Raw genomic sequence first — 17,594 nt, 5'->3', positions numbered from 1 at the left:
TTACATCACTTCAATTAAACGATATGCAAATTGAAACGTTCTATTTTCTTTTTCAATTAGCTCAGCACTTAATGTTAAATCTGCCCATTTTCCTGTTTCATCATTTAACGTGGTTTCTAATTTGGCCTCTATTCCATAACCACCTTGATAATATTGAAAAACTTCAAAATTCTCATTTGAAATTGTTAGTTCAGGAATGTTTTGATCAAAATAGTAATGTAAAACGTCTTCTTGAATTTCATCCCAAACGGCTTGAGATATTCCAAATTTTAAATGAAGTTGTTTAAAATTTTTCTGACAAACTGCTTGTATAAATTCCGCACATAATTGATATGCAATATCTTGAATATTTTTATCCATTGAATACCTAATTAAAGATAGTTTTGATTATAGAAATTGATTTCTAATCGAAACACGATTTTATCACAACAATAAAAAAGGAAGCCTGAGCTTCCTTGATTTACAACACAATAAAATTAAGACTTCTGCAAATCCAATTGAGGTTGATTTGATTCTTCAAGCATTTTACGATCCACTTCAGCTGGGTTATTTAAAGCATCATTGAGCTTATCAACATCCAGCTTTCCAACCCACTTGGCAACTACAATCGTTGCCAAAGAGTTACCGACCAAGTTAGTCAATGCACGCGCTTCAGACATAAAACGGTCAATACCTAAAATCAAAGCCAAACCAGCGACTGGGATATTGCCTACAGCAGCCAAAGTTGCTGCCATGACAATAAAGCCTGAACCAGTTACACCTGCTGCGCCTTTTGATGAAATCAACAAGACTGCAAGCAAGGTAATTTCATGCCAAATATCCAGTTGAGTATTGGTTGCTTGTGCAATAAAGATCGCCGCCATAGTCAAATAAATAGAGGTACCATCAAGGTTAAATGAATAACCTGTTGGAATTACCAAACCAACCACAGACTTTTCACAGCCAGCAATTTCAAGCTTTTTCAGCATACGTGGTAATACAGATTCTGAAGACGATGTACCCAATACAATCAGCAATTCTTCACGAATCATACGAATCATTTTTAAAATACTAAATCCGCAGAAACGACTGATCGAACCTAAAATAATAAAGATAAACAACAAACACGTGATATAGAAACAAAGAATTAACTGTGCAAGTTGCGCTAAGCTACCAATCCCATACTTACCAATGGTAAATGCCATCGCACCAAAAGCACCGATTGGCGCAAGTTTCATGATCATATTCACGATGTTAAAGAACACATGCGAAATTTGATCAATCAATCTTAATACTGGTTTTCCAGCATCGCCCAGTTTATGTAATGCAAAACCAAACAATAAGGCAAATAAAAGAACTTGTAGAATTTCACCTTCTGCAAATGCACCCACAACGGTATTTGGAATGATATGCAAAAAGAAATCAACGGTAGACTGTGATGCACCTGATTCCACATACTTACTGATACCTGTGGTATCTAAAGTCGCAGGATCAACATTCATACCAACGCCCGGTTTGGCGATATTGATAACAACCAAACCAATAATCAGGGCAATGGTAGACACGACTTCAAAGTATAAAAGTGCAATACCACCGGTCTTACCCACTGATTTCATGCTTTCCATGCCCGCAATCCCACTGACCACGGTACAGAAAATCACAGGGGCGATAATCATTTTAATGAGCTTAATAAAAGCATCACCTAAAGGTTTGAGTTGTTCGCCTAAACCAGGAACACTTTTCTCTACACCATTGATCAATTGAGTACCACTTGGAAAGTAGTGCCCTACAATCACACCCAAAATAATGGCAACAATCACTTGAAAATAGAGTGACTTATACAGCGGTTTCTTAGCCATGATAATTACTTCTTTCTATATTTCTGTTTGAAGAAATATCCAATGTTAATGCTACCATTTGCTGACACAGCCCAAAATCCCGATAAAAACTTCTGGGAAGTCGGTTTTTAGCAAATAAAAATCCCTTCAGAAAACGACAGTTTTCCAAAACAATGACAACGAATGACGATGTTTAAGATTTATTCTCGCTGGCACCTTGGCCAAAAGAATAAATACAGAACAGGAGATAAAAAATAAAACGCTCTTCAAGGCTATTTTAATTAATTTTTGATGATCAATCTCTATGCAAATGTTAATTTCGCCTAACATCTGTGCAATTTATGCTTAGACCTTAGTCTAATATCGTCTATATCTATACGATTCAGATCCATTTATGGCATAGTGTATTCCACTGTCTCCTCTCCCTTGATCCATTTGACATGAATACAAAACGCAATCTTTATAAAGACTTTGAACATCCTTTTGCGCAGTTTGTGCGAATTGTCGGTAAAGGGAAAAATGGTGCACGATCATTAACTTATGATGAAGCTTATCAAGCTTTTTCAATGATTTTGAAAAATGAAGTCTTAGACGTACAACTTGGCGCATTTTTAATGTTGCTTCGGGTCAAAGAAGAATCTGTAGATGAACTGACAGGTTTTGTCCAAGCGACCAAAGACCAATTGAATTTTCAACCACTTGCTGTGGATTTAGATTGGTCCTCTTATGCGGGTAAACGCAAACATTACCCGTGGTTTTTATTGGCAGCATTAACACTTTCAAAGCATGGTTATAAAATCGTGATGCATGGTGCATCAGGCCATACCATGAACCGTGTCTATACTGAACAAGTCTTAGAATACTTGGGCTTTCCAATTTGCCAAAATGAAGCACAAGTCAAACAGCAACTAGACACGCAAAATTTTGCCTATTTGCCTTTAAATGTAATTTCTCCGATCTTGGCAGATTTGATCAATCTTAGAAATGTGATGGGTTTACGCTCCCCGATTCACACACTGGCTCGTTTGATTAATCCATTCAATGCCAAAGCAACCTTACAGGCAATTTTCCACCCTGCTTATCGTAGTTCACACCAACAAGCTGCCTTTCAATTAGGTTATAAAAATAGTGCTGTGATTAAAGGTGAAGGTGGCGAGTTTGAGCGTAATCCTGATGCCAAAACTCTTATCTGTGGTATTCAAGATGGTGAACTTTATGAACATGAATTGCCTAAATTAACCGATAACCGTAGCCCAACAGAAGAACAGCTTGATCTCGCTGTTTTTAAAGCGGTTTGGGAAGGCCAACAAGCACATGAGTATGGAGAAATTGCCATCACTGAAACAATGGGCATTGCTTTATATACCATGGGTATTGTAAATAACTATCCAGAAGCCATGAGTAAAGCAAAGTATCTTTGGAACACGCGTTTCTAATTTCATCTTTAAACACAAGCGTGAACGTTATTGATCACGCTTTTGGATAAAATAAAAATCAGCCCAATAGGGATAAATTTTTCCTGAAGAATGAATATTGATAAGTTGCAACTGATCTCCCACTTTGACATCGATATTATTGGGTTGATAAGGACCAGATAAATAAGCATCTTTTTGCTTACCAATCAGACTTAAACAATACAGATGATGGGTTTTTATCTTTTTTGATGCGTCGGCTGTATAAGCATTACGGATCTTGATACCAATTAACAGCATGGGATAACCATCATTTTTAATTGATGTATATTGTGTGACTGGCGTTTGGAAATTTTGACTTGCGGTTACGGTAACATCTAATAAACATTGAATACTTCTTGCATCACTTGTTCGCTCAGCGAATACACTGGTCGAAATTGCAGTGATACAGAATAAACTGAGTCGAGTTAGCGTTATTGTTTTTAGTCGCGTTATTGTTTTGAGCAACTTGAGCATTTTAGCCTCTTTATCGTTTTTAATATTTTTATCATGCTGAATATCTTTATCACCTTATTACGCACTTCTCGTTTTAACATAGTTATCGTTTTAACAGCATCATGATTGAAACAGTTTAAATATTATTGTTTTTTAAATTGAGTGTTTGAATCACAAAGTGAAACTACTCTGTGATTCAAGGGATCTTTTGCTCAGTTAGATAAAACGAATCGGTTTAAATTCTGGCTCAGGCACATGCGAATCACATTCCTCACCCTCTTCTTTATGCCCTTTATCGATATAACCTGTACGTTCTTTTTCAGGTATATTCTGATGTTCCCAAGCAATCACTGCTTGCATACAGGTTTGACGTTGCTCAGCAGTCAACGCCACACCATTTGGCCATTTACCAATTTCTACCGCAGTTTTTAAACGCTCGACAATGTCAGCATCTAAAATAGAAAGCATCTGTTCAATATTCATGGTCAATCCCGCTGAAAAGAATCAAAATCTTGATTCCAGCCAAGTTTAGTACGACAAGCCATATAGAAGTCATAACCTGGTGGATGTAAAAGTATTAGTTTGAAGGGATGTTTACGAATATGCAAACTATCACCGACATTTAATGAAACACTATGCTGTCCATCGGCACTGACCATCGGCAACACACGGTTTTCACGGATCAATATCTTAATTTCGCTTTGCCCACCCACCACAATCGGTCTTGATGACAACGTATGTGGGTGCATTGGAACCAAAGCAATTGCATCCATACTTGGATGTAAAATCGGTCCACCACCAGATAAGGCATATGCCGTTGAACCTGTCGGAGTCGATACAATTAAACCATCGCTGTGTTGGCGATAAACATATTGCCCATCAATGTTCAGCTCAAAATCAATCATATGTACAGATTTACCAGAATGAAGTACCACATCATTCAAAGCAATTGCATCATAAATTATTTCATTTTTACTGCGAATTTCAATTTCCAATAAAAAGCGACGATCAAGCTGGAACTCACCTTTTAAAACTTGATCTAACTTAAACAGCACTTCAGTGGGTTTAATATCTGTTAAAAACCCTAAACGACCGCGGTTTACCCCAAGTACAGGAATATTGTATTTTACCAATGCACGTGCAGCATGTAATAAAGAACCATCACCACCCACGACAATAACCAAATCAACCACTTCACCGAGCAGATTCTTACTGACAGTTTGTGTATTGGTATAAGGTACAAGTTGTGCTGTAGCTGTATCAAAAACTGGATGCAGACCCAAACTTAATAAATGATCGTGTATAAGACAAAGCGTATCAACCACAGATGATTTATCTGGTCTTCCAATTAAACCGATATTACGAAAGGTCTTTGGTGAAATTTGCACAGATGCGGTAGCTCCACTGAAATTCTGAGATATAATAGCACTCTCAGTATATGTTTATAAAATCATTCATATACGAAAAATAACGAGAATGTTTAAAAAGCCTTTAAATTTGTGTATTTCACAGATTTATTATTGCAAAATTAAGAAAAGCTTCGCATGATTAGCGAAAATAAATTTGGGTATTATTATCTGTATATGAAGACCGAACGTGGTATAGGCTTAATTGCACTGATTTTTTGTGTATTAATTATTGCAGTATTTCTCGCATTTAGCGTCTACTTAATTCGCCTCGACAATGTTATTCGAGATAAGTTTGAAGGCAATCGCTGGGATATTCCTGCGAAAGTATTCGCTCGCCCATTAGAAATTTATGCAACTGCGCCAATTGCCCAAATAGAGTTTGAACAAGAGCTCAAATTACTCGGTTATAAAAACAGTGATAGCTATACCAAATCGGGAACCTATATTACCCAACCGAATACAATTTACGTACATACACGTGGCTTTGACTTTGGTGACAGTGTAGATCCAGAACAAGTCCTACAAGTAACCTTTGCTGGCAATACAGTTACAGATGTAAAAGCCACCAAACCAACCAATACAGGAATCGCACGTTTAGAACCGATGTTGATTGGTGGTATCTACCCACAACACAATGAAGACCGTGTCCTCATCAAATTAAATAAAGTTCCTAAACCTTTGATTGAAGCATTAATCGCAACAGAGGATAGAAACTTTTATCGTCATCATGGTATTTCATTCCGTGGTACAGCGCGTGCTTTACTTAGTAATGTGACTGGTGGTAAACGTCAAGGTGGTTCAACACTGACGCAACAGTTGGTTAAGAACTTTTTCTTAACCCCTGAAAAAACCTTAAAACGTAAAGTAAATGAAGCCCTGATGTCGCTGTTATTAGAGCTTCATTACAGTAAAGACGAAATTTTAGAAGCCTATTTAAATGAAGTGAATTTAGGTCAAAGTGGTAACTACTCTGTCAATGGTTATGGCTTGGCTTCACAATTCTATTTCGGCTTACCGCTCAGTGAATTAAATATTTCACAACAAGCATTTTTGGTCGGTTTAGTTCAAGGCCCTACCCTATTTAACCCTTGGAAAAATCCTGAAGGCGCAAAAAAACGTCGCGATATTGTGCTGAATAATATGTTGGTGATGGGATACTTAGACCAAGCGCAATATGAAAAAGAAATTGCACGTCCGCTCAATGTGGTGCGTAAACCAACATTAGGTACAGCAAGCTTCCCAGACTTCTTAGATATTGTACGTCGTCAACTTAAAACCGAATACCAAGAATCAGATTTAACCAATCAAGGTTTAAGAATTTTTACAACACTTGATCCAATTGCACAAACTAGAGTGCAAAAGAGCTTTAGAGAAACGGTGAGCCGTTTAGCCAATGCAAACCCAGCAAGATTAAAAGACCTACAAGGTGCTGTTTTAGTTACTCGTCCTGAAAATGGCGAATTGATTGCCGCTGTTGGTTCAACCCAAGACTTTACTGGCTTTAACCGTACCGTAGATGCTAAACGTCAAGTGGGTTCTTTGCTTAAACCTGTGATTTATTTAAGCGCGTTGGAATCAGGTCGTTATAACTGGGCATCACAAATTGAAGATGCGCCAATTAGTTTACCTGTCAGTGGTAATCAAACCTGGACACCAAAGAACTATAGTGGAACAGGTCATGGCTATGTTCCGATGTCTCAAGCCTTAGCAAACTCATATAACTTGTCTGCTGTGCGTTTAGGGAACGAATTTGGGATCTCTACATTTAGCAATAACTTGTCTAAATTTGGCGTGACCTCAAAGATTCCAAACTACCCGTCTATTTTCCTTGGTGCGGTTGATATGTCGCCAATGGAAGTGATGAGTATTTATGGTAACTTTGCAACAGGTGGATTTAAATATCCAACCAAAGCCATCCGTACTGTTGTAGATTCTAATGGTCGTTTATTGGAACGTTTTGGTTTAAATGTACAACAGACCATAGACCCTTCTGCTGCATTCTTATTGAACTATGGCTTACAACAAGTCATGTCTGCGGGTACAGGTAAAGCGGCTTACAACACATTACCTGCTGATCTCAAACTTGCGGGTAAATCAGGTACAACCAACGATACCCGTGATTCTTGGTTTGCTGGATATTCAGGAAATAATTTAGCAGTGGTGTGGTTAGGCTTAGACAACAATAAAATCACTGGGCTTACAGGTTCATCAGGTGCATTACCTGTCTGGATCAATGTCATGAAGCAGTTACGTCAAAAACCTGTGAATTTACGTCAAACAGATGATATTTCATGGCAATGGATTGACTCTCGTACTGGGGAGCTTTCAGCACAAGGCTGTGAAGGCGCGCTATATATTCCATTATTACGCCACACTGTCCCTAATCGTGCGACAGAGTGCGGCATGCCATATTATCAAGTCGATCCTCAATCCACACCTGATACGCAACAAAACACTTCACAGCCGCATTCAAGTGATAGTATAGAAAACTATATTCGCGAAAGTGAAGACAGTTTAGATCAGGACTCAAGAGGTCATGTGATCTCAAGTGGTAGTTATAACAACTAATCTAAACGTGTTGGATATACAGGTAAATTGGCTTTTAAATAGGAATTTGTGATGAAACGAAATGTAAGCACAATCGCTTATATTCTAAGTTTAAGTGGAATATTAACTTTGGCCGGGTGTCAAACAACACCCCAACAAAATTCTAAACCAAGCAAATCTGTTGAAAAGCCAAAATCTGAACAGCCTGACCATCGGGTTGCGACACCAGATGGGGTAAAAATTACCCCTTATGAACGCCCTGAAATTAAACGTGAAAAAGTTCCTGTTGTGATTGCGCCACAATCCAAGCCTCAAACGCAAAAATTTGAGGATGGAGAAAATATCCCAGCCTTTAAACAACTCATCCAACAAACTCAAACTGCGTATCAAAAGGGCCAGTGGGATGAAGCTGAACGTTATGCAATCCACGCACAACGTATAGCACCACAATCGGCACAAGTGTTCTCTTATTTGGCTCAAATTGCCAATCAGAAGAAACAATATGCAAATGCTGAATCTCTAGCGCGACGTGGTTTAAGTTATGCGCAAAGTCCATCCCAGAAGAAAACCTTTTGGAATGTTATCTTGCAGGCTGCTCAACAATTAAAAAATCAACAGACCATCGCAGAAGCGCAAAAACAGTTACAACGTTTATAACTGTTTAAGCCAATATCTCTGCTCGATTAAAAATTTCGAATCCCAGCAATCCCGTATGCATAATGCTGTTGTGCAATCGCTAAATCAGCTTGGCTTAATCCCCCCAATGCAAAGACTGGTAAATCACAGGTCTTGGCATATTCAGCAAATTTTTCCCATCCAAGTGCATTGGCTTCAGGATGGGTCTGGGTTGCAAATACTGGACTTAAAATCACAGCATCAAAACCCAATGTCTGTGCTCGCTGTAAAGATACCAGATCATGACATGCTGCTATACAACGTAGACCGATTGGTAACTGCTCGATGTGTAAATCCATCAATTGATGCTGTTTATAATGTACAGCAGCTATACTTTTTTGAAGATACTCAGGCAACTGTTGCCATAGCTCTATATTGACGATCAAGCGAGATAAGGCATTTGCAGCTAACTGCGAAATTTGTGTTACAGCAACCTGATCTGCAGTCGTTCTAAAATAAAAAAATTGCGCGTTGTCATCTAGACTTTTTTCTATGCTCAATGCTGAAAGATTGTCGGAGATTTTAATTTGATGCGCCCAGTACAAGCGTTGAATAATCGCTTGATTGGCTTTGGGGAAATTCAGCGCGAATAGTTGATCACGTCCATACCATGTCCAAGGTTTCTGAATATCATGCAAATATTGTTCAGGAACCGTGGCATGAAAAAGATGGAGAAACACTTCAACATCATCATAAACATGATGAATTACATCAAAAGCATGCCATTGCTGGATGCCAATTCCCACTTCCTCAAAGATCTCTCGACGACATGCTTCAACAGGCGTTTCCCCTGCTTCAATTTTGCCACCAGGAAATTCATATTTATTGCCCTGATGCTGATCTGCATTGCGCCAACCGACCAGCACTTTCCCACGATAAAGTAATAAAGCGATAGCCACATGAATACTGGGTTTAGACATAAAAATCGACACCTGAATTTTTAATGAATTGTAAGCAATTATAGAAATTTTATAAATGATAAAAATTATCGTTGACAGACCTATTCGATAATGATTATCATTTAAATCACTTAGACAGCACCCCACACGGAGTAACAATAATGAACGCACCTTTTAGCCTATTCACACGTAACACTGAAGCTCACCAATCTCTTCCGATGTTACATTCAAATAACTTATTTGCATTAGGGCGCGAAATTCGCATCATGCATGCTGGAGAAGAATATCGCTTACGTTTAACACGTAACAATCGTCTAATTTTGACCAAATAACTATAAAAACATTAAGTTAAAACAAAAAACGTGGGAACAAGCAGTATGAATCAGCGCATACTGCTTTTTAATTTTGTCAGTTGATTTTTAATGCTTGTCTGTTGATTTTTATACAACACCCTATCTCTATAAAACGATCCAATGAAATGTTAAACATTCAATAAAAATGCCCGATTCAATCGCACAACTTTAACGTAAATAAACACAAACGCTCAAACCGCCATATTTGGAAGCAGCAAACTGAATCTGTCCATGATGTAAATCGATCACCTTTTTACAAATTGACAAACCTAAACCTGAACCTTGTGTTTTGGTCCCCAACGCTCGATAAAAACGTTCACCTAAACGATCTAAGATGTCTTGAGGAATACCCTCACCATCATTTTGAATTTCAAAGCTATTGCTATTGTTTAAAGGTCCAATCTGAATATAAATATTGCCCTGTACTGGCGTATAACGAATCGCATTATCGACAAGATTGCGAATACAAATAAACAGTAATTCTTCATTTACATAGACCTGAACATCTTCACTTTGGATATGAATCTGAACCTGCTTTTCATCTATAAATGGATCTAAGCTACTTAACACAAGCTGAGTCATTTGCTCTAGACTTATCCAAGTCTTCGGTAATTCACTGGCATCCGCTGGATCTAATCGTGCCAAAAGCAAAAGATTTTCAAGAACCAGCGTTCCTCGATTCACATCATTTTGAATACTATTGAGTTGCTGATAAATCTCAGGAACCTCTGCATATTTGCGTTGTAATAACTGCAAACGCATTTGTATCGCAGAAAGCGGCGAGCGCAATTCATGTGATGCATCTGCGGTAAAGCGTTGTTCAGCAATTAAAGCTTGATCCAGTCGCGCAAGCATTTGATTGAGCTGATTGACCATTGGCTCAAGTTCTTTAAAGGCAGGCTGCTGCTGAATTAAGCTGAGATCATTGGCATTTTTCTCTGCAATTTCTGTCGAAAGCAGTTGAATAGATTTAAATTGTTTTTTTACTGAGAAATGTAAAATCAGCCATTGCAGCAACCAGAGACTCAATAAAACCAATAAATAGCTGATAAAACTTTGCAATAAGTCTTTAAAACGGACACTTAAGGGCTGTATGACATAGACGCTTAACTGAGAATCCTGATCAATTGCTCGGTAACTACGTAACAGCTTATTTTCTGCCCAAATAAATGCATATCCATTGTCTTCACCCTTCGCCAGAAGATTGTCATGCTCTTGTTGCAAATCAAATTCAGGGGATTGGGTCAACATCACCTCACCATTCATCAATCGGTACTGAATATCAAATTCATCACTTAACTCATCCAATTGAAAACCAGAGGTCGCACTTAAATCTGAAATCAGAAGCATATCTGCAACTTCATCCATGATTTCATCTTGTACCTTCATGTTGTGATAAATCGAAAGACTGACCAGAAGTATCAGCGCAAAAATACCTGCCACAATTGAACTGAGCATGGAGGTCTTAATCAGCTTGGTTTGTAGTGATACTGCTTGGGTCATATTCATCCTATTGAAATCATTCAAAGTGCTCGGTGAAATAATCAATCTTGCTCTTTATTCATACGATAGCCCAAGCCACGGATTGTTTTGATCAAATATCCACCAATCTTCTTACGCAATTGATAGATATAAACTTCAATCGCATTACTTTCAATTTCATCCCCCCAAGCATAAAGAGATTCTTCCAATTGCTCACGTGTCACAATATGTTCAGGCTTTTGCATCAATTTATATAAAATTTGAAATTCTTTTGCGGTGAGATGAACAACTTGCTGATCCTGAAATACCATTTTCGCTTGAGTATCTAATACTAAATTTTCATATTTTATTTCATGTAAATTTGTGACTTGGGTTTGTCTGAGTTGTGCCCGTACTCGGGCAGATAATTCTTCTAAACTAAAAGGCTTTACCAAATAATCATTTGCGCCGAGATCCAAACCTTGCACACGATCTTGAATACTGTCTCTCGCCGTAAGAAAAATCACAGGAATTTCTGGAAATTGACGTTTTAACAGTTTAAGAATTTCATCGCCAGTGGCTTTGGGCAAACCACGATCTAGCAAGATGCAGTCATATTGATGCTGTTCTATGGCTAGAATTGCATGATCACCACGTTCGACCCAATCTATATTGTAGCCATCCATTTCCAACCAAGATTTAATACTTTCAGCTTGTGAACTATCATCTTCAGCGAGCAAAATTCGCATAGACCATCTCTCTTTTAGGCAGATAAAGCCTTGATCAAAATAAAATCTGCACTTTGTTGCTGTTCATACTTGTTGAACATAGGTAAAGACCACATGCATACACATGTAGTCTTAGCGAATATAACGAGAATCTGCTGTGATTTGTTTTAATGGATAAAATAATTAAAAATTCACCGCATCTACATCAATTTCTACACGTTTCGTCGGTTTATAGTCGATATCGACCTCACCAAACAATGTCACTGTAGCATTTGCCGCGATCGGTTTACCTTGCCATAATTCATCATCAATATCGACAGTAATGCTACCTGTGCTATCACGGAATTGATATTTTTCATCACCGATTGCTTTAACCACATTGCCACGAAGCTGCACTTTAGTATCGTCTTTTAATGTTAACGCCTGTTTTACTGTGGTTAAACTTGGTGTAAGCGCTGATTGATTTATTGCTGTGTTTGCAGTGGCAAAACTTGTTAAACCAATCAAGCTTGTGGTTAAAATTGTTTTCGCAATGACGTTCATTGTTGTATCCTCATATCGGTTCATCGTTTCGATAGAAGCATTAAAACAAACCAACATGAGGTGAATCTTAGGATTTCTTCATTTGCTATTTTAAGTCAAAATTAATTTAAAGGTACAACTCTAAGGACTTCTTCCAGCGTAGTTACGCCTTCCAATACTTTCCGTGCACCAGCAATTCTTAATGGTTCAATACCCTCTTTTTTTGCCTGCATTTTTAAATCATCTAAAGTCACGCCCGCACTAATTCTCTGCTTTGCTTCAAGGCTAATCGGCATAAACTCGTAAATCCCGACACGACCTTTATAACCTGTTTGACGGCATTCCTCACATCCAACTGCTTTATATACAAAACTAGGCATTTTGGTCTGATAGCCAAAGGTCAAATGCTTCCACTCTTGTTCATTGATAAAGGTTTCTTGTTTGCAATGAGGGCAAAGCTTACGCACTAAACGCTGAGCCAATACTCCCAAAATCGTTGCAGCGGTTAAAAAAGGCTGCACGCCTAAATCATGCAAACGTGTCAGACTTGATGGTGCATCATTGGTATGCAGAGTTGAAAGTACTAAATGACCTGTTAATGCTGCCTGAATCGCCATGTTGGCAGTATCTTGGTCACGAATTTCCCCAACCATAATAATATCTGGATCTTGACGCATCAAAGCACGGATACCATCGGCAAAACCGAGCTCAATCCCTTGATTGACCTGCATCTGGTTAAAACTTGGCTCCAACATCTCAATCGGATCTTCAATGGTACAGACGTTCACTTGTTCGGTTGCCAATTGTTTTAACGAAGAATAAAGCGTGGTGGTTTTACCTGAACCAGTGGGGCCAGTCACTAAAATAATGCCATGACTATGTTGAGTTAAAGCATGCCATTGTGCCAATAAATGTTCATCAAAACCCAATTGTTGAAAACTTCGCACCAAAACTTCTGGATCGAAAATACGCATCACCAACTTTTCACCAAAAGCAGTCGGCAAAGTTGAAAGACGTAGCTCGGTTTCTTGTCCTTTCGGTGTCCGTGTTTTTAAACGCCCATCCTGCGGTTTACGTTTTTCTGCAACATTCATGCGACCTAAAATTTTAATCCGTGAAATAACCGCGGTTAGGGTATTGGCTGGCATATTATAAATCGTATGCAGTACCCCATCGATACGAAAACGAATTTTGCCTTTTTCCTTACGCGGTTCAAAGTGAATATCACTTGCGCCTTGCTCAAAAGCAAACTGTAAAACCCAATCGACCAGTTTCACAATATGCTGATCATTGGCATCTGGATTCTGGGTATCACCCAATTGTAAAAGTGCTTCTACACCCTTATTTTCTTTATCATAGGCACTGGATTTTTGCGAATTGCTGACCGCTTTACTAACTTGATAGTACTCAGTTAAATAACGTTGTAATAACTCAGGATTTAACACTACTTTTTCAATTTTTTTGGGGCTTAAACTACGCTCTAAATTATGTACCCAATCCGTCATAAAAGGCTGTGCTGTACCAATCAGAATTTTATCGGCACTGACCTCAACTGCTAAAATTTTATTTCTTATTGCAAATTCTTGCGACATGACATTGGTCAGTGAAGTCACATCGGCCTTTAACGGATCAATTGTAAATGAATTGAGTTCGGCTTTTTCAGCTAACCATTCTGTCAGTGTGGTCAATGTCAGTCTTTTCACTGGATTTTTAGCATCGACGAGCTTAAAGCTGGCTATCCATTGCAAAGGATGCCACTTCAACTGATCGCGTTGTCGATGCGTGGTTTGTACCAATAGTTTTTCACGTTCTGTAATACGACCATCTTTTAATAATTGTTCTAAACACCAAGCTGTATCGATTTCAAAATTAAATTGCATTGTTATATCCCCAAAACTCAATCTACTATAACAAAATTAATTGTTGTATTTCTTGGATTTTCTAAATTCAATAATGTATTTAGCGTAAGGCTAAAAAATAAACTTTTGTTTTTCTAAAACTTTGCGATACATTGAAATCATTCTATTAATTCATGGTCTTATTTGGAGAGCACTATGAATTTTATATCGCTATATCCATTTCCATTTGGCTCTTATACCGATTTCCTCACCATCATTGCGGCTGCATTGGGTTGTGGTCTACTTATCGGTCTTGAACGTGAACGAAGTCAGCAACGTGAAAATCAAAATAGTTTTGCCGGTTTAAGATCATTTGCCATTTGCGCTTTACTAGGTGCTGTTTGTTTTTTGTTTGGTCCCTATTTTGGCATTGCGGGTGCATTCATTACAGGTGGTATCGTCATTTATTCTTTAAAGAATCAAACTGATGATCCCGGTGTAACCACTGAAATTGCATTTATCCTCACTTATTTTATCGGTGGAATGTGCGTTTGGAATATTTCTTTTGCCGCAGGTTTATCAGTCATCCTCACTATCTTGTTGATGACTAAACATTCTATGCATGGCATTGCCGGGAAATGGATTACAGAATCTGAATTTAAAGATGGAATTTTCTTACTGGCATTGTTATTAATTGCATTGCCACTGACACCAAACAAAGCTTTGTGGGGTGCTGTGCTTAACCCCTATGTTATTTTAAAATTACTCACCTTAATCTTGGCGGTACAAGCACTTGCACATATTGCCAAACGATTATTGTCATCAAAAAATGCCATGCTGTTGTCTTCGCTTGCTTCAGGTTTTGTTTCCAGTACCGCTACCATTGCCAGCTTAGGCTTAGAAGTCAGAAATGGACGTGCAGATGCCAAAGCCAATGCTGGGGCAGCATTAATGTCTTGCGTGGCAACTCTAATACAACTCATGATTATTGTAATTGGTGTCAGTATTACATGGTTCAAGCTCATTGTACTGCCCAGTCTAATCGCTATCGCGATCCTGACCATTTTTGCCTTATGGTTTATGCGTCACACACAACCGATTGAAAATAATCAGCTTACAGATAGTCGTATGTTTAGTCTAAAAGAAGCAGCCATTATTGCAGCGTCGTTAACCTTGATTCAGGCGGGTGTATATGGGCTAAATCTTTTATTGGGTGATGCGGGTTTAATTGCCGGTACGCTTTTGGCCTCATTATTTGAAATTCATGGCGCTTTGGCCACAATTGTCATTCAGGGAGAACCGAGTAATCACATCTTATCTCTCGCCTTTGTTTTGGGTTTAGCAGCACATGCCATTGCGAAATCGATCAATGCATTTTTAAGTGGTGGCAGCCGCTATGCCTTGATCTTTGCTCCAATTCAAATTTTGCATATGACCATGTTTATCATCGTTTTTGTTTGGGCTCTTCAATATTAAAAGCACTTTTTTGCAAGGATGAAATTGAAAAGCAGCAAAATCATTTTAAGTTTTCGATCAATATATAATTATAAAAATTAACAGAATTTTAAAATTTCATCAAAAAAAACATTGAAAAAATAAAATGTTTAAATATGATGACAGCGAGAATTTTTATACTCATAAATTTTAATATTTTATAATTTGGAATAATTCATGAAAATTAAATTACTGTCTTTTGCCGTCATTTCTTCATTATTTTTAAGCGCATGTGGAGGTGATTCAGATGCTGGGGATTATACAACAAACAACGAATCTGAATGGTTTGGGTATGAAACTGGCGCTTCAACCCAAGACATTAACCTCTTTACTAAAGTAAAGTTTAGCTTTAACAATAAGCAGATGTACATCAATGGTGAATATAACGTAGATGGTTCAACACAGTTCCTTTCATCAGATCTTTTAAGTGATTATCTAGCAACAGATGGGCTCTATGATGCACCTAAAAGTAAAACTGATTTGGGCTATCAATATGCAACGTTGAAATCGAAAACAGCGACAGTTTGGACATTTACACCCTATTCATCTCGTAATTATAACCAATTGGAATTAACTGAAAAATTTGAAACAGTCAACTTAACAGGCAAAGCAATTAGTCCATACATCAATGGATTTGAGCATTATGCTGGTTCAAATATAGCACTTAGCTCAGTAGTTGGCGCTTATTCTTCATATTATGTGCAAAAACTAAAAGGTAAAACATTCCCGTCTGGATCAACGTGTTTACGATCAATTTCCTCTTCAACAAATACAAACTTTGCTGATTTTTATTCAGGCTATCGTCTGAATAATTACGACCCATCAAAATATTTTAAAGATGGTTATATTTCAACGGCGCTAGGAAAGTTCAACTTAGATTTATCCAGAGATATGCAACTGAATACATCAGTTGATGCCGTAGCTAAAATCGGCTCTGACTATTACCCAGCAAGTTATTATACTGCGGGTGAATATGACATACTTGCAAACCAAATTAAGCAATATGAACGAGATTATCAAGATGCTGTTGCTGAGTCTGGTAAAAACAGTATAAATGCGCAGTTAGCAGAAGCTTATCTAAATGGCTTAAAGTCAGAATGTACGCTGTTTAACAAAACAGCAAGTGTTGCAATTGATGCTGTAAAATAAAAGATATTCTTTTATATAAAAGCACTGACTAAATCTTATTTTTTAGTCAGTGCTTAAAATAATTTACTCGTTTCATTTTGTAGCTAGAAAAACAACAAAGTTAAAAATCACAGCCTATTTAACAAAATCTACAACCATCTATTTCACAACCGCCTAACGATATTTACCAAATACTTTCCAGAGATTGTTATCCGCTAAAGGATCAGCATAGCTATCATTACGTGGCTTGCGCGGTTTATCGCGAGCATCGACCAATTCAAAATCTTTTTCAGTGCTCAGCACTAAACCATTCACATAAAATCGTGTTCTTGTATATTCACTTTGTCCAAACTGAAAAATATAGGTTCTTAAATCAATAAACTCACGATGCGCAACCAAGGCTGCGCTATCATCACTGTTTAACCACTGTGACATATTTTTAATTTGGCTGGGTTCAAATTGCCCACATTTCTCAACCAGTGAAGCAATCCCACGAAAAGTTTTTGATTCTTTGGCACGGGTTTTATTAATTCGAATCCGATCTACATGAAAAAAGAACAAAGGTAAATTTAAATGGCTGGGTAATTGAGCCACATCTAAAGCCTCATCCTGCATAAAAGGTTGGTACAAGGTTTGTGCCCTTTCAAGCAATCCAAGCCACTGTTTATAGTAGGCCTCTACTGCGGATTGGGTTCCATAATAAATTGGCAAACCTTCAACATTGCTCAAATCTACAGGCGGCCAAATATTTTGGCGTAATAATGCAATATCACTTTTCAAGCTTTGTATGGCAATCGCATCTTGCATTATCTACTC

The 17,594-nt window shown here is 37.9% G+C and carries 17 protein-coding genes; 6 read left to right on the top strand and 11 right to left on the bottom strand.

Going from position 1 to position 17,594, the window contains the following annotated elements:
• Together AC07U8_RS06740 and AC07U8_RS06735 are read right to left on the bottom strand one after the other, a co-directional pair.
• Positions 1-360, bottom strand: a complete 360-nt coding sequence (locus tag AC07U8_RS06740; RefSeq protein WP_034612168.1) for a hypothetical protein — start codon at positions 358-360, stop codon at positions 1-3.
• A 116-nt stretch (positions 361-476) separates the two neighbouring features.
• Positions 477-1,838 (bottom strand): dicarboxylate/amino acid:cation symporter, encoded by a 1,362-nt coding sequence (locus AC07U8_RS06735; RefSeq protein WP_096733633.1) that lies wholly within the window; start codon positions 1,836-1,838, stop codon positions 477-479.
• Between the two features lie 419 nt (positions 1,839-2,257).
• Here AC07U8_RS06735 and AC07U8_RS06730 point away from each other — a divergent pair, with 419 nt between their 5' ends.
• On the top strand, positions 2,258-3,253 hold the full coding sequence (locus tag AC07U8_RS06730) for a glycosyl transferase family protein (RefSeq protein ID WP_494737553.1): 996 nt from the start codon (positions 2,258-2,260) through the stop codon (positions 3,251-3,253).
• 27 nt (positions 3,254-3,280) lie between these two features.
• On the opposite strand, the gene AC07U8_RS06725 is transcribed toward AC07U8_RS06730, so the two are convergent.
• The 3 genes from AC07U8_RS06725 to AC07U8_RS06715 form a co-directional block, all read right to left on the bottom strand.
• The gene (locus AC07U8_RS06725) at positions 3,281-3,745 is read right to left on the bottom strand and encodes a hypothetical protein (protein WP_494737552.1); all 465 of its coding nucleotides are present in this window, start codon (positions 3,743-3,745) and stop codon (positions 3,281-3,283) included.
• Between the two features lie 195 nt (positions 3,746-3,940).
• A complete protein-coding gene (locus tag AC07U8_RS06720) occupies positions 3,941-4,207 on the bottom strand; it encodes a YeaC family protein (protein WP_004721875.1) in 267 nt (88 codons plus the stop codon).
• A gap of 2 nt (positions 4,208-4,209) precedes the next feature.
• The gene (locus AC07U8_RS06715; RefSeq protein ID WP_004721877.1) at positions 4,210-5,112 is read right to left on the bottom strand and encodes an NAD(+) kinase; all 903 of its coding nucleotides are present in this window, start codon (positions 5,110-5,112) and stop codon (positions 4,210-4,212) included.
• 195 nt (positions 5,113-5,307) lie between these two features.
• On the opposite strand from AC07U8_RS06715, the gene mrcB reads away from it, so the two are divergent.
• Positions 5,308-7,701 carry a penicillin-binding protein 1B gene (mrcB, locus tag AC07U8_RS06710; RefSeq protein WP_494737551.1) on the top strand — a complete coding sequence of 798 codons (2,394 nt, stop codon included), beginning with the start codon at positions 5,308-5,310 and terminating at the stop codon, positions 7,699-7,701.
• 51 nt (positions 7,702-7,752) lie between these two features.
• Complete coding sequence (locus AC07U8_RS06705) at positions 7,753-8,337, top strand: tetratricopeptide repeat protein (RefSeq protein ID WP_004820161.1); 585 nt, start codon at positions 7,753-7,755, stop codon at positions 8,335-8,337.
• Between the two features lie 26 nt (positions 8,338-8,363).
• Here AC07U8_RS06705 and AC07U8_RS06700 read toward each other — a convergent pair whose 3' ends face one another.
• Positions 8,364-9,275, bottom strand: coding sequence for an NUDIX domain-containing protein (locus AC07U8_RS06700; RefSeq protein ID WP_244015535.1), 912 nt, complete (start codon positions 9,273-9,275; stop codon positions 8,364-8,366).
• A 140-nt stretch (positions 9,276-9,415) separates the two neighbouring features.
• Here AC07U8_RS06700 and hemP point away from each other — a divergent pair, with 140 nt between their 5' ends.
• Positions 9,416-9,586 (top strand): hemin uptake protein HemP, encoded by a 171-nt coding sequence (hemP, locus tag AC07U8_RS06695; RefSeq protein ID WP_004721884.1) that lies wholly within the window; start codon positions 9,416-9,418, stop codon positions 9,584-9,586.
• A gap of 189 nt (positions 9,587-9,775) precedes the next feature.
• Here the strand turns inward: hemP and AC07U8_RS06690 are convergent, their stop codons facing one another.
• The 4 genes from AC07U8_RS06690 to tfpB all read right to left on the bottom strand — a co-directional run bounded on the left by AC07U8_RS06690 (position 9,776) and on the right by tfpB (position 14,198).
• Complete coding sequence (locus tag AC07U8_RS06690; protein ID WP_494737550.1) at positions 9,776-11,110, bottom strand: sensor histidine kinase; 1,335 nt, start codon at positions 11,108-11,110, stop codon at positions 9,776-9,778.
• 41 nt (positions 11,111-11,151) lie between these two features.
• On the bottom strand, positions 11,152-11,817 hold the full coding sequence (locus tag AC07U8_RS06685; RefSeq protein WP_034612187.1) for a response regulator transcription factor: 666 nt from the start codon (positions 11,815-11,817) through the stop codon (positions 11,152-11,154).
• A gap of 162 nt (positions 11,818-11,979) precedes the next feature.
• A complete protein-coding gene (locus AC07U8_RS06680; protein WP_004820153.1) occupies positions 11,980-12,339 on the bottom strand; it encodes a NirD/YgiW/YdeI family stress tolerance protein in 360 nt (119 codons plus the stop codon).
• A 101-nt stretch (positions 12,340-12,440) separates the two neighbouring features.
• Complete coding sequence (gene tfpB, locus AC07U8_RS06675) at positions 12,441-14,198, bottom strand: type IV pilus assembly ATPase TfpB (RefSeq protein ID WP_494737549.1); 1,758 nt, start codon at positions 14,196-14,198, stop codon at positions 12,441-12,443.
• Positions 14,199-14,372: 174 nt separating this feature from the next.
• Between tfpB and AC07U8_RS06670 the strand changes: the two genes are divergently transcribed.
• Both AC07U8_RS06670 and AC07U8_RS06665 read left to right on the top strand, forming a co-directional pair.
• Positions 14,373-15,632 (top strand): MgtC/SapB family protein, encoded by a 1,260-nt coding sequence (locus AC07U8_RS06670; protein ID WP_494737548.1) that lies wholly within the window; start codon positions 14,373-14,375, stop codon positions 15,630-15,632.
• A 195-nt stretch (positions 15,633-15,827) separates the two neighbouring features.
• The gene (locus AC07U8_RS06665; protein ID WP_034612195.1) at positions 15,828-16,799 is read left to right on the top strand and encodes a hypothetical protein; all 972 of its coding nucleotides are present in this window, start codon (positions 15,828-15,830) and stop codon (positions 16,797-16,799) included.
• A 153-nt stretch (positions 16,800-16,952) separates the two neighbouring features.
• Here the strand turns inward: AC07U8_RS06665 and AC07U8_RS06660 are convergent, their stop codons facing one another.
• A complete protein-coding gene (locus AC07U8_RS06660; protein ID WP_239046075.1) occupies positions 16,953-17,585 on the bottom strand; it encodes a hypothetical protein in 633 nt (210 codons plus the stop codon).
• Positions 17,586-17,594 lie beyond the last annotated feature (9 nt).

The organism is Acinetobacter sp. GW821-FHT01E09 (assembly GCF_059422385.1).
Note: the sequence above shows the minus strand (reverse complement) of the source record. Positions and strands in the feature narration are given on the sequence as shown.

What these genes read in the sequence shown, in the direction of transcription:
- AC07U8_RS06735 (WP_096733633.1), bottom strand. Translation starts at nt 1,838, where the DNA reads ATGGCTAAGAAACCGCTGTATAAGTCACTCTATTTTCAAGTGATTGTT.
- AC07U8_RS06670 (WP_494737548.1), top strand. Translation starts at nt 14,373, where the DNA reads ATGAATTTTATATCGCTATATCCATTTCCATTTGGCTCTTATACCGAT.
- AC07U8_RS06690 (WP_494737550.1), bottom strand. Translation starts at nt 11,110, where the DNA reads ATGACCCAAGCAGTATCACTACAAACCAAGCTGATTAAGACCTCCATG.
- AC07U8_RS06700 (WP_244015535.1), bottom strand. Translation starts at nt 9,275, where the DNA reads ATGTCTAAACCCAGTATTCATGTGGCTATCGCTTTATTACTTTATCGT.
- mrcB (WP_494737551.1), top strand. Translation starts at nt 5,308, where the DNA reads ATGAAGACCGAACGTGGTATAGGCTTAATTGCACTGATTTTTTGTGTA.
- AC07U8_RS06705 (WP_004820161.1), top strand. Translation starts at nt 7,753, where the DNA reads ATGAAACGAAATGTAAGCACAATCGCTTATATTCTAAGTTTAAGTGGA.
- tfpB (WP_494737549.1), bottom strand. Translation starts at nt 14,198, where the DNA reads ATGCAATTTAATTTTGAAATCGATACAGCTTGGTGTTTAGAACAATTA.
- hemP (WP_004721884.1), top strand. Translation starts at nt 9,416, where the DNA reads ATGAACGCACCTTTTAGCCTATTCACACGTAACACTGAAGCTCACCAA.
- AC07U8_RS06730 (WP_494737553.1), top strand. Translation starts at nt 2,258, where the DNA reads ATGAATACAAAACGCAATCTTTATAAAGACTTTGAACATCCTTTTGCG.
- AC07U8_RS06740 (WP_034612168.1), bottom strand. Translation starts at nt 360, where the DNA reads ATGGATAAAAATATTCAAGATATTGCATATCAATTATGTGCGGAATTT.
- AC07U8_RS06660 (WP_239046075.1), bottom strand. Translation starts at nt 17,585, where the DNA reads ATGCAAGATGCGATTGCCATACAAAGCTTGAAAAGTGATATTGCATTA.
- AC07U8_RS06725 (WP_494737552.1), bottom strand. Translation starts at nt 3,745, where the DNA reads ATGCTCAAGTTGCTCAAAACAATAACGCGACTAAAAACAATAACGCTA.
- AC07U8_RS06720 (WP_004721875.1), bottom strand. Translation starts at nt 4,207, where the DNA reads ATGAATATTGAACAGATGCTTTCTATTTTAGATGCTGACATTGTCGAG.
- AC07U8_RS06680 (WP_004820153.1), bottom strand. Translation starts at nt 12,339, where the DNA reads ATGAACGTCATTGCGAAAACAATTTTAACCACAAGCTTGATTGGTTTA.
- AC07U8_RS06685 (WP_034612187.1), bottom strand. Translation starts at nt 11,817, where the DNA reads ATGCGAATTTTGCTCGCTGAAGATGATAGTTCACAAGCTGAAAGTATT.
- AC07U8_RS06665 (WP_034612195.1), top strand. Translation starts at nt 15,828, where the DNA reads ATGAAAATTAAATTACTGTCTTTTGCCGTCATTTCTTCATTATTTTTA.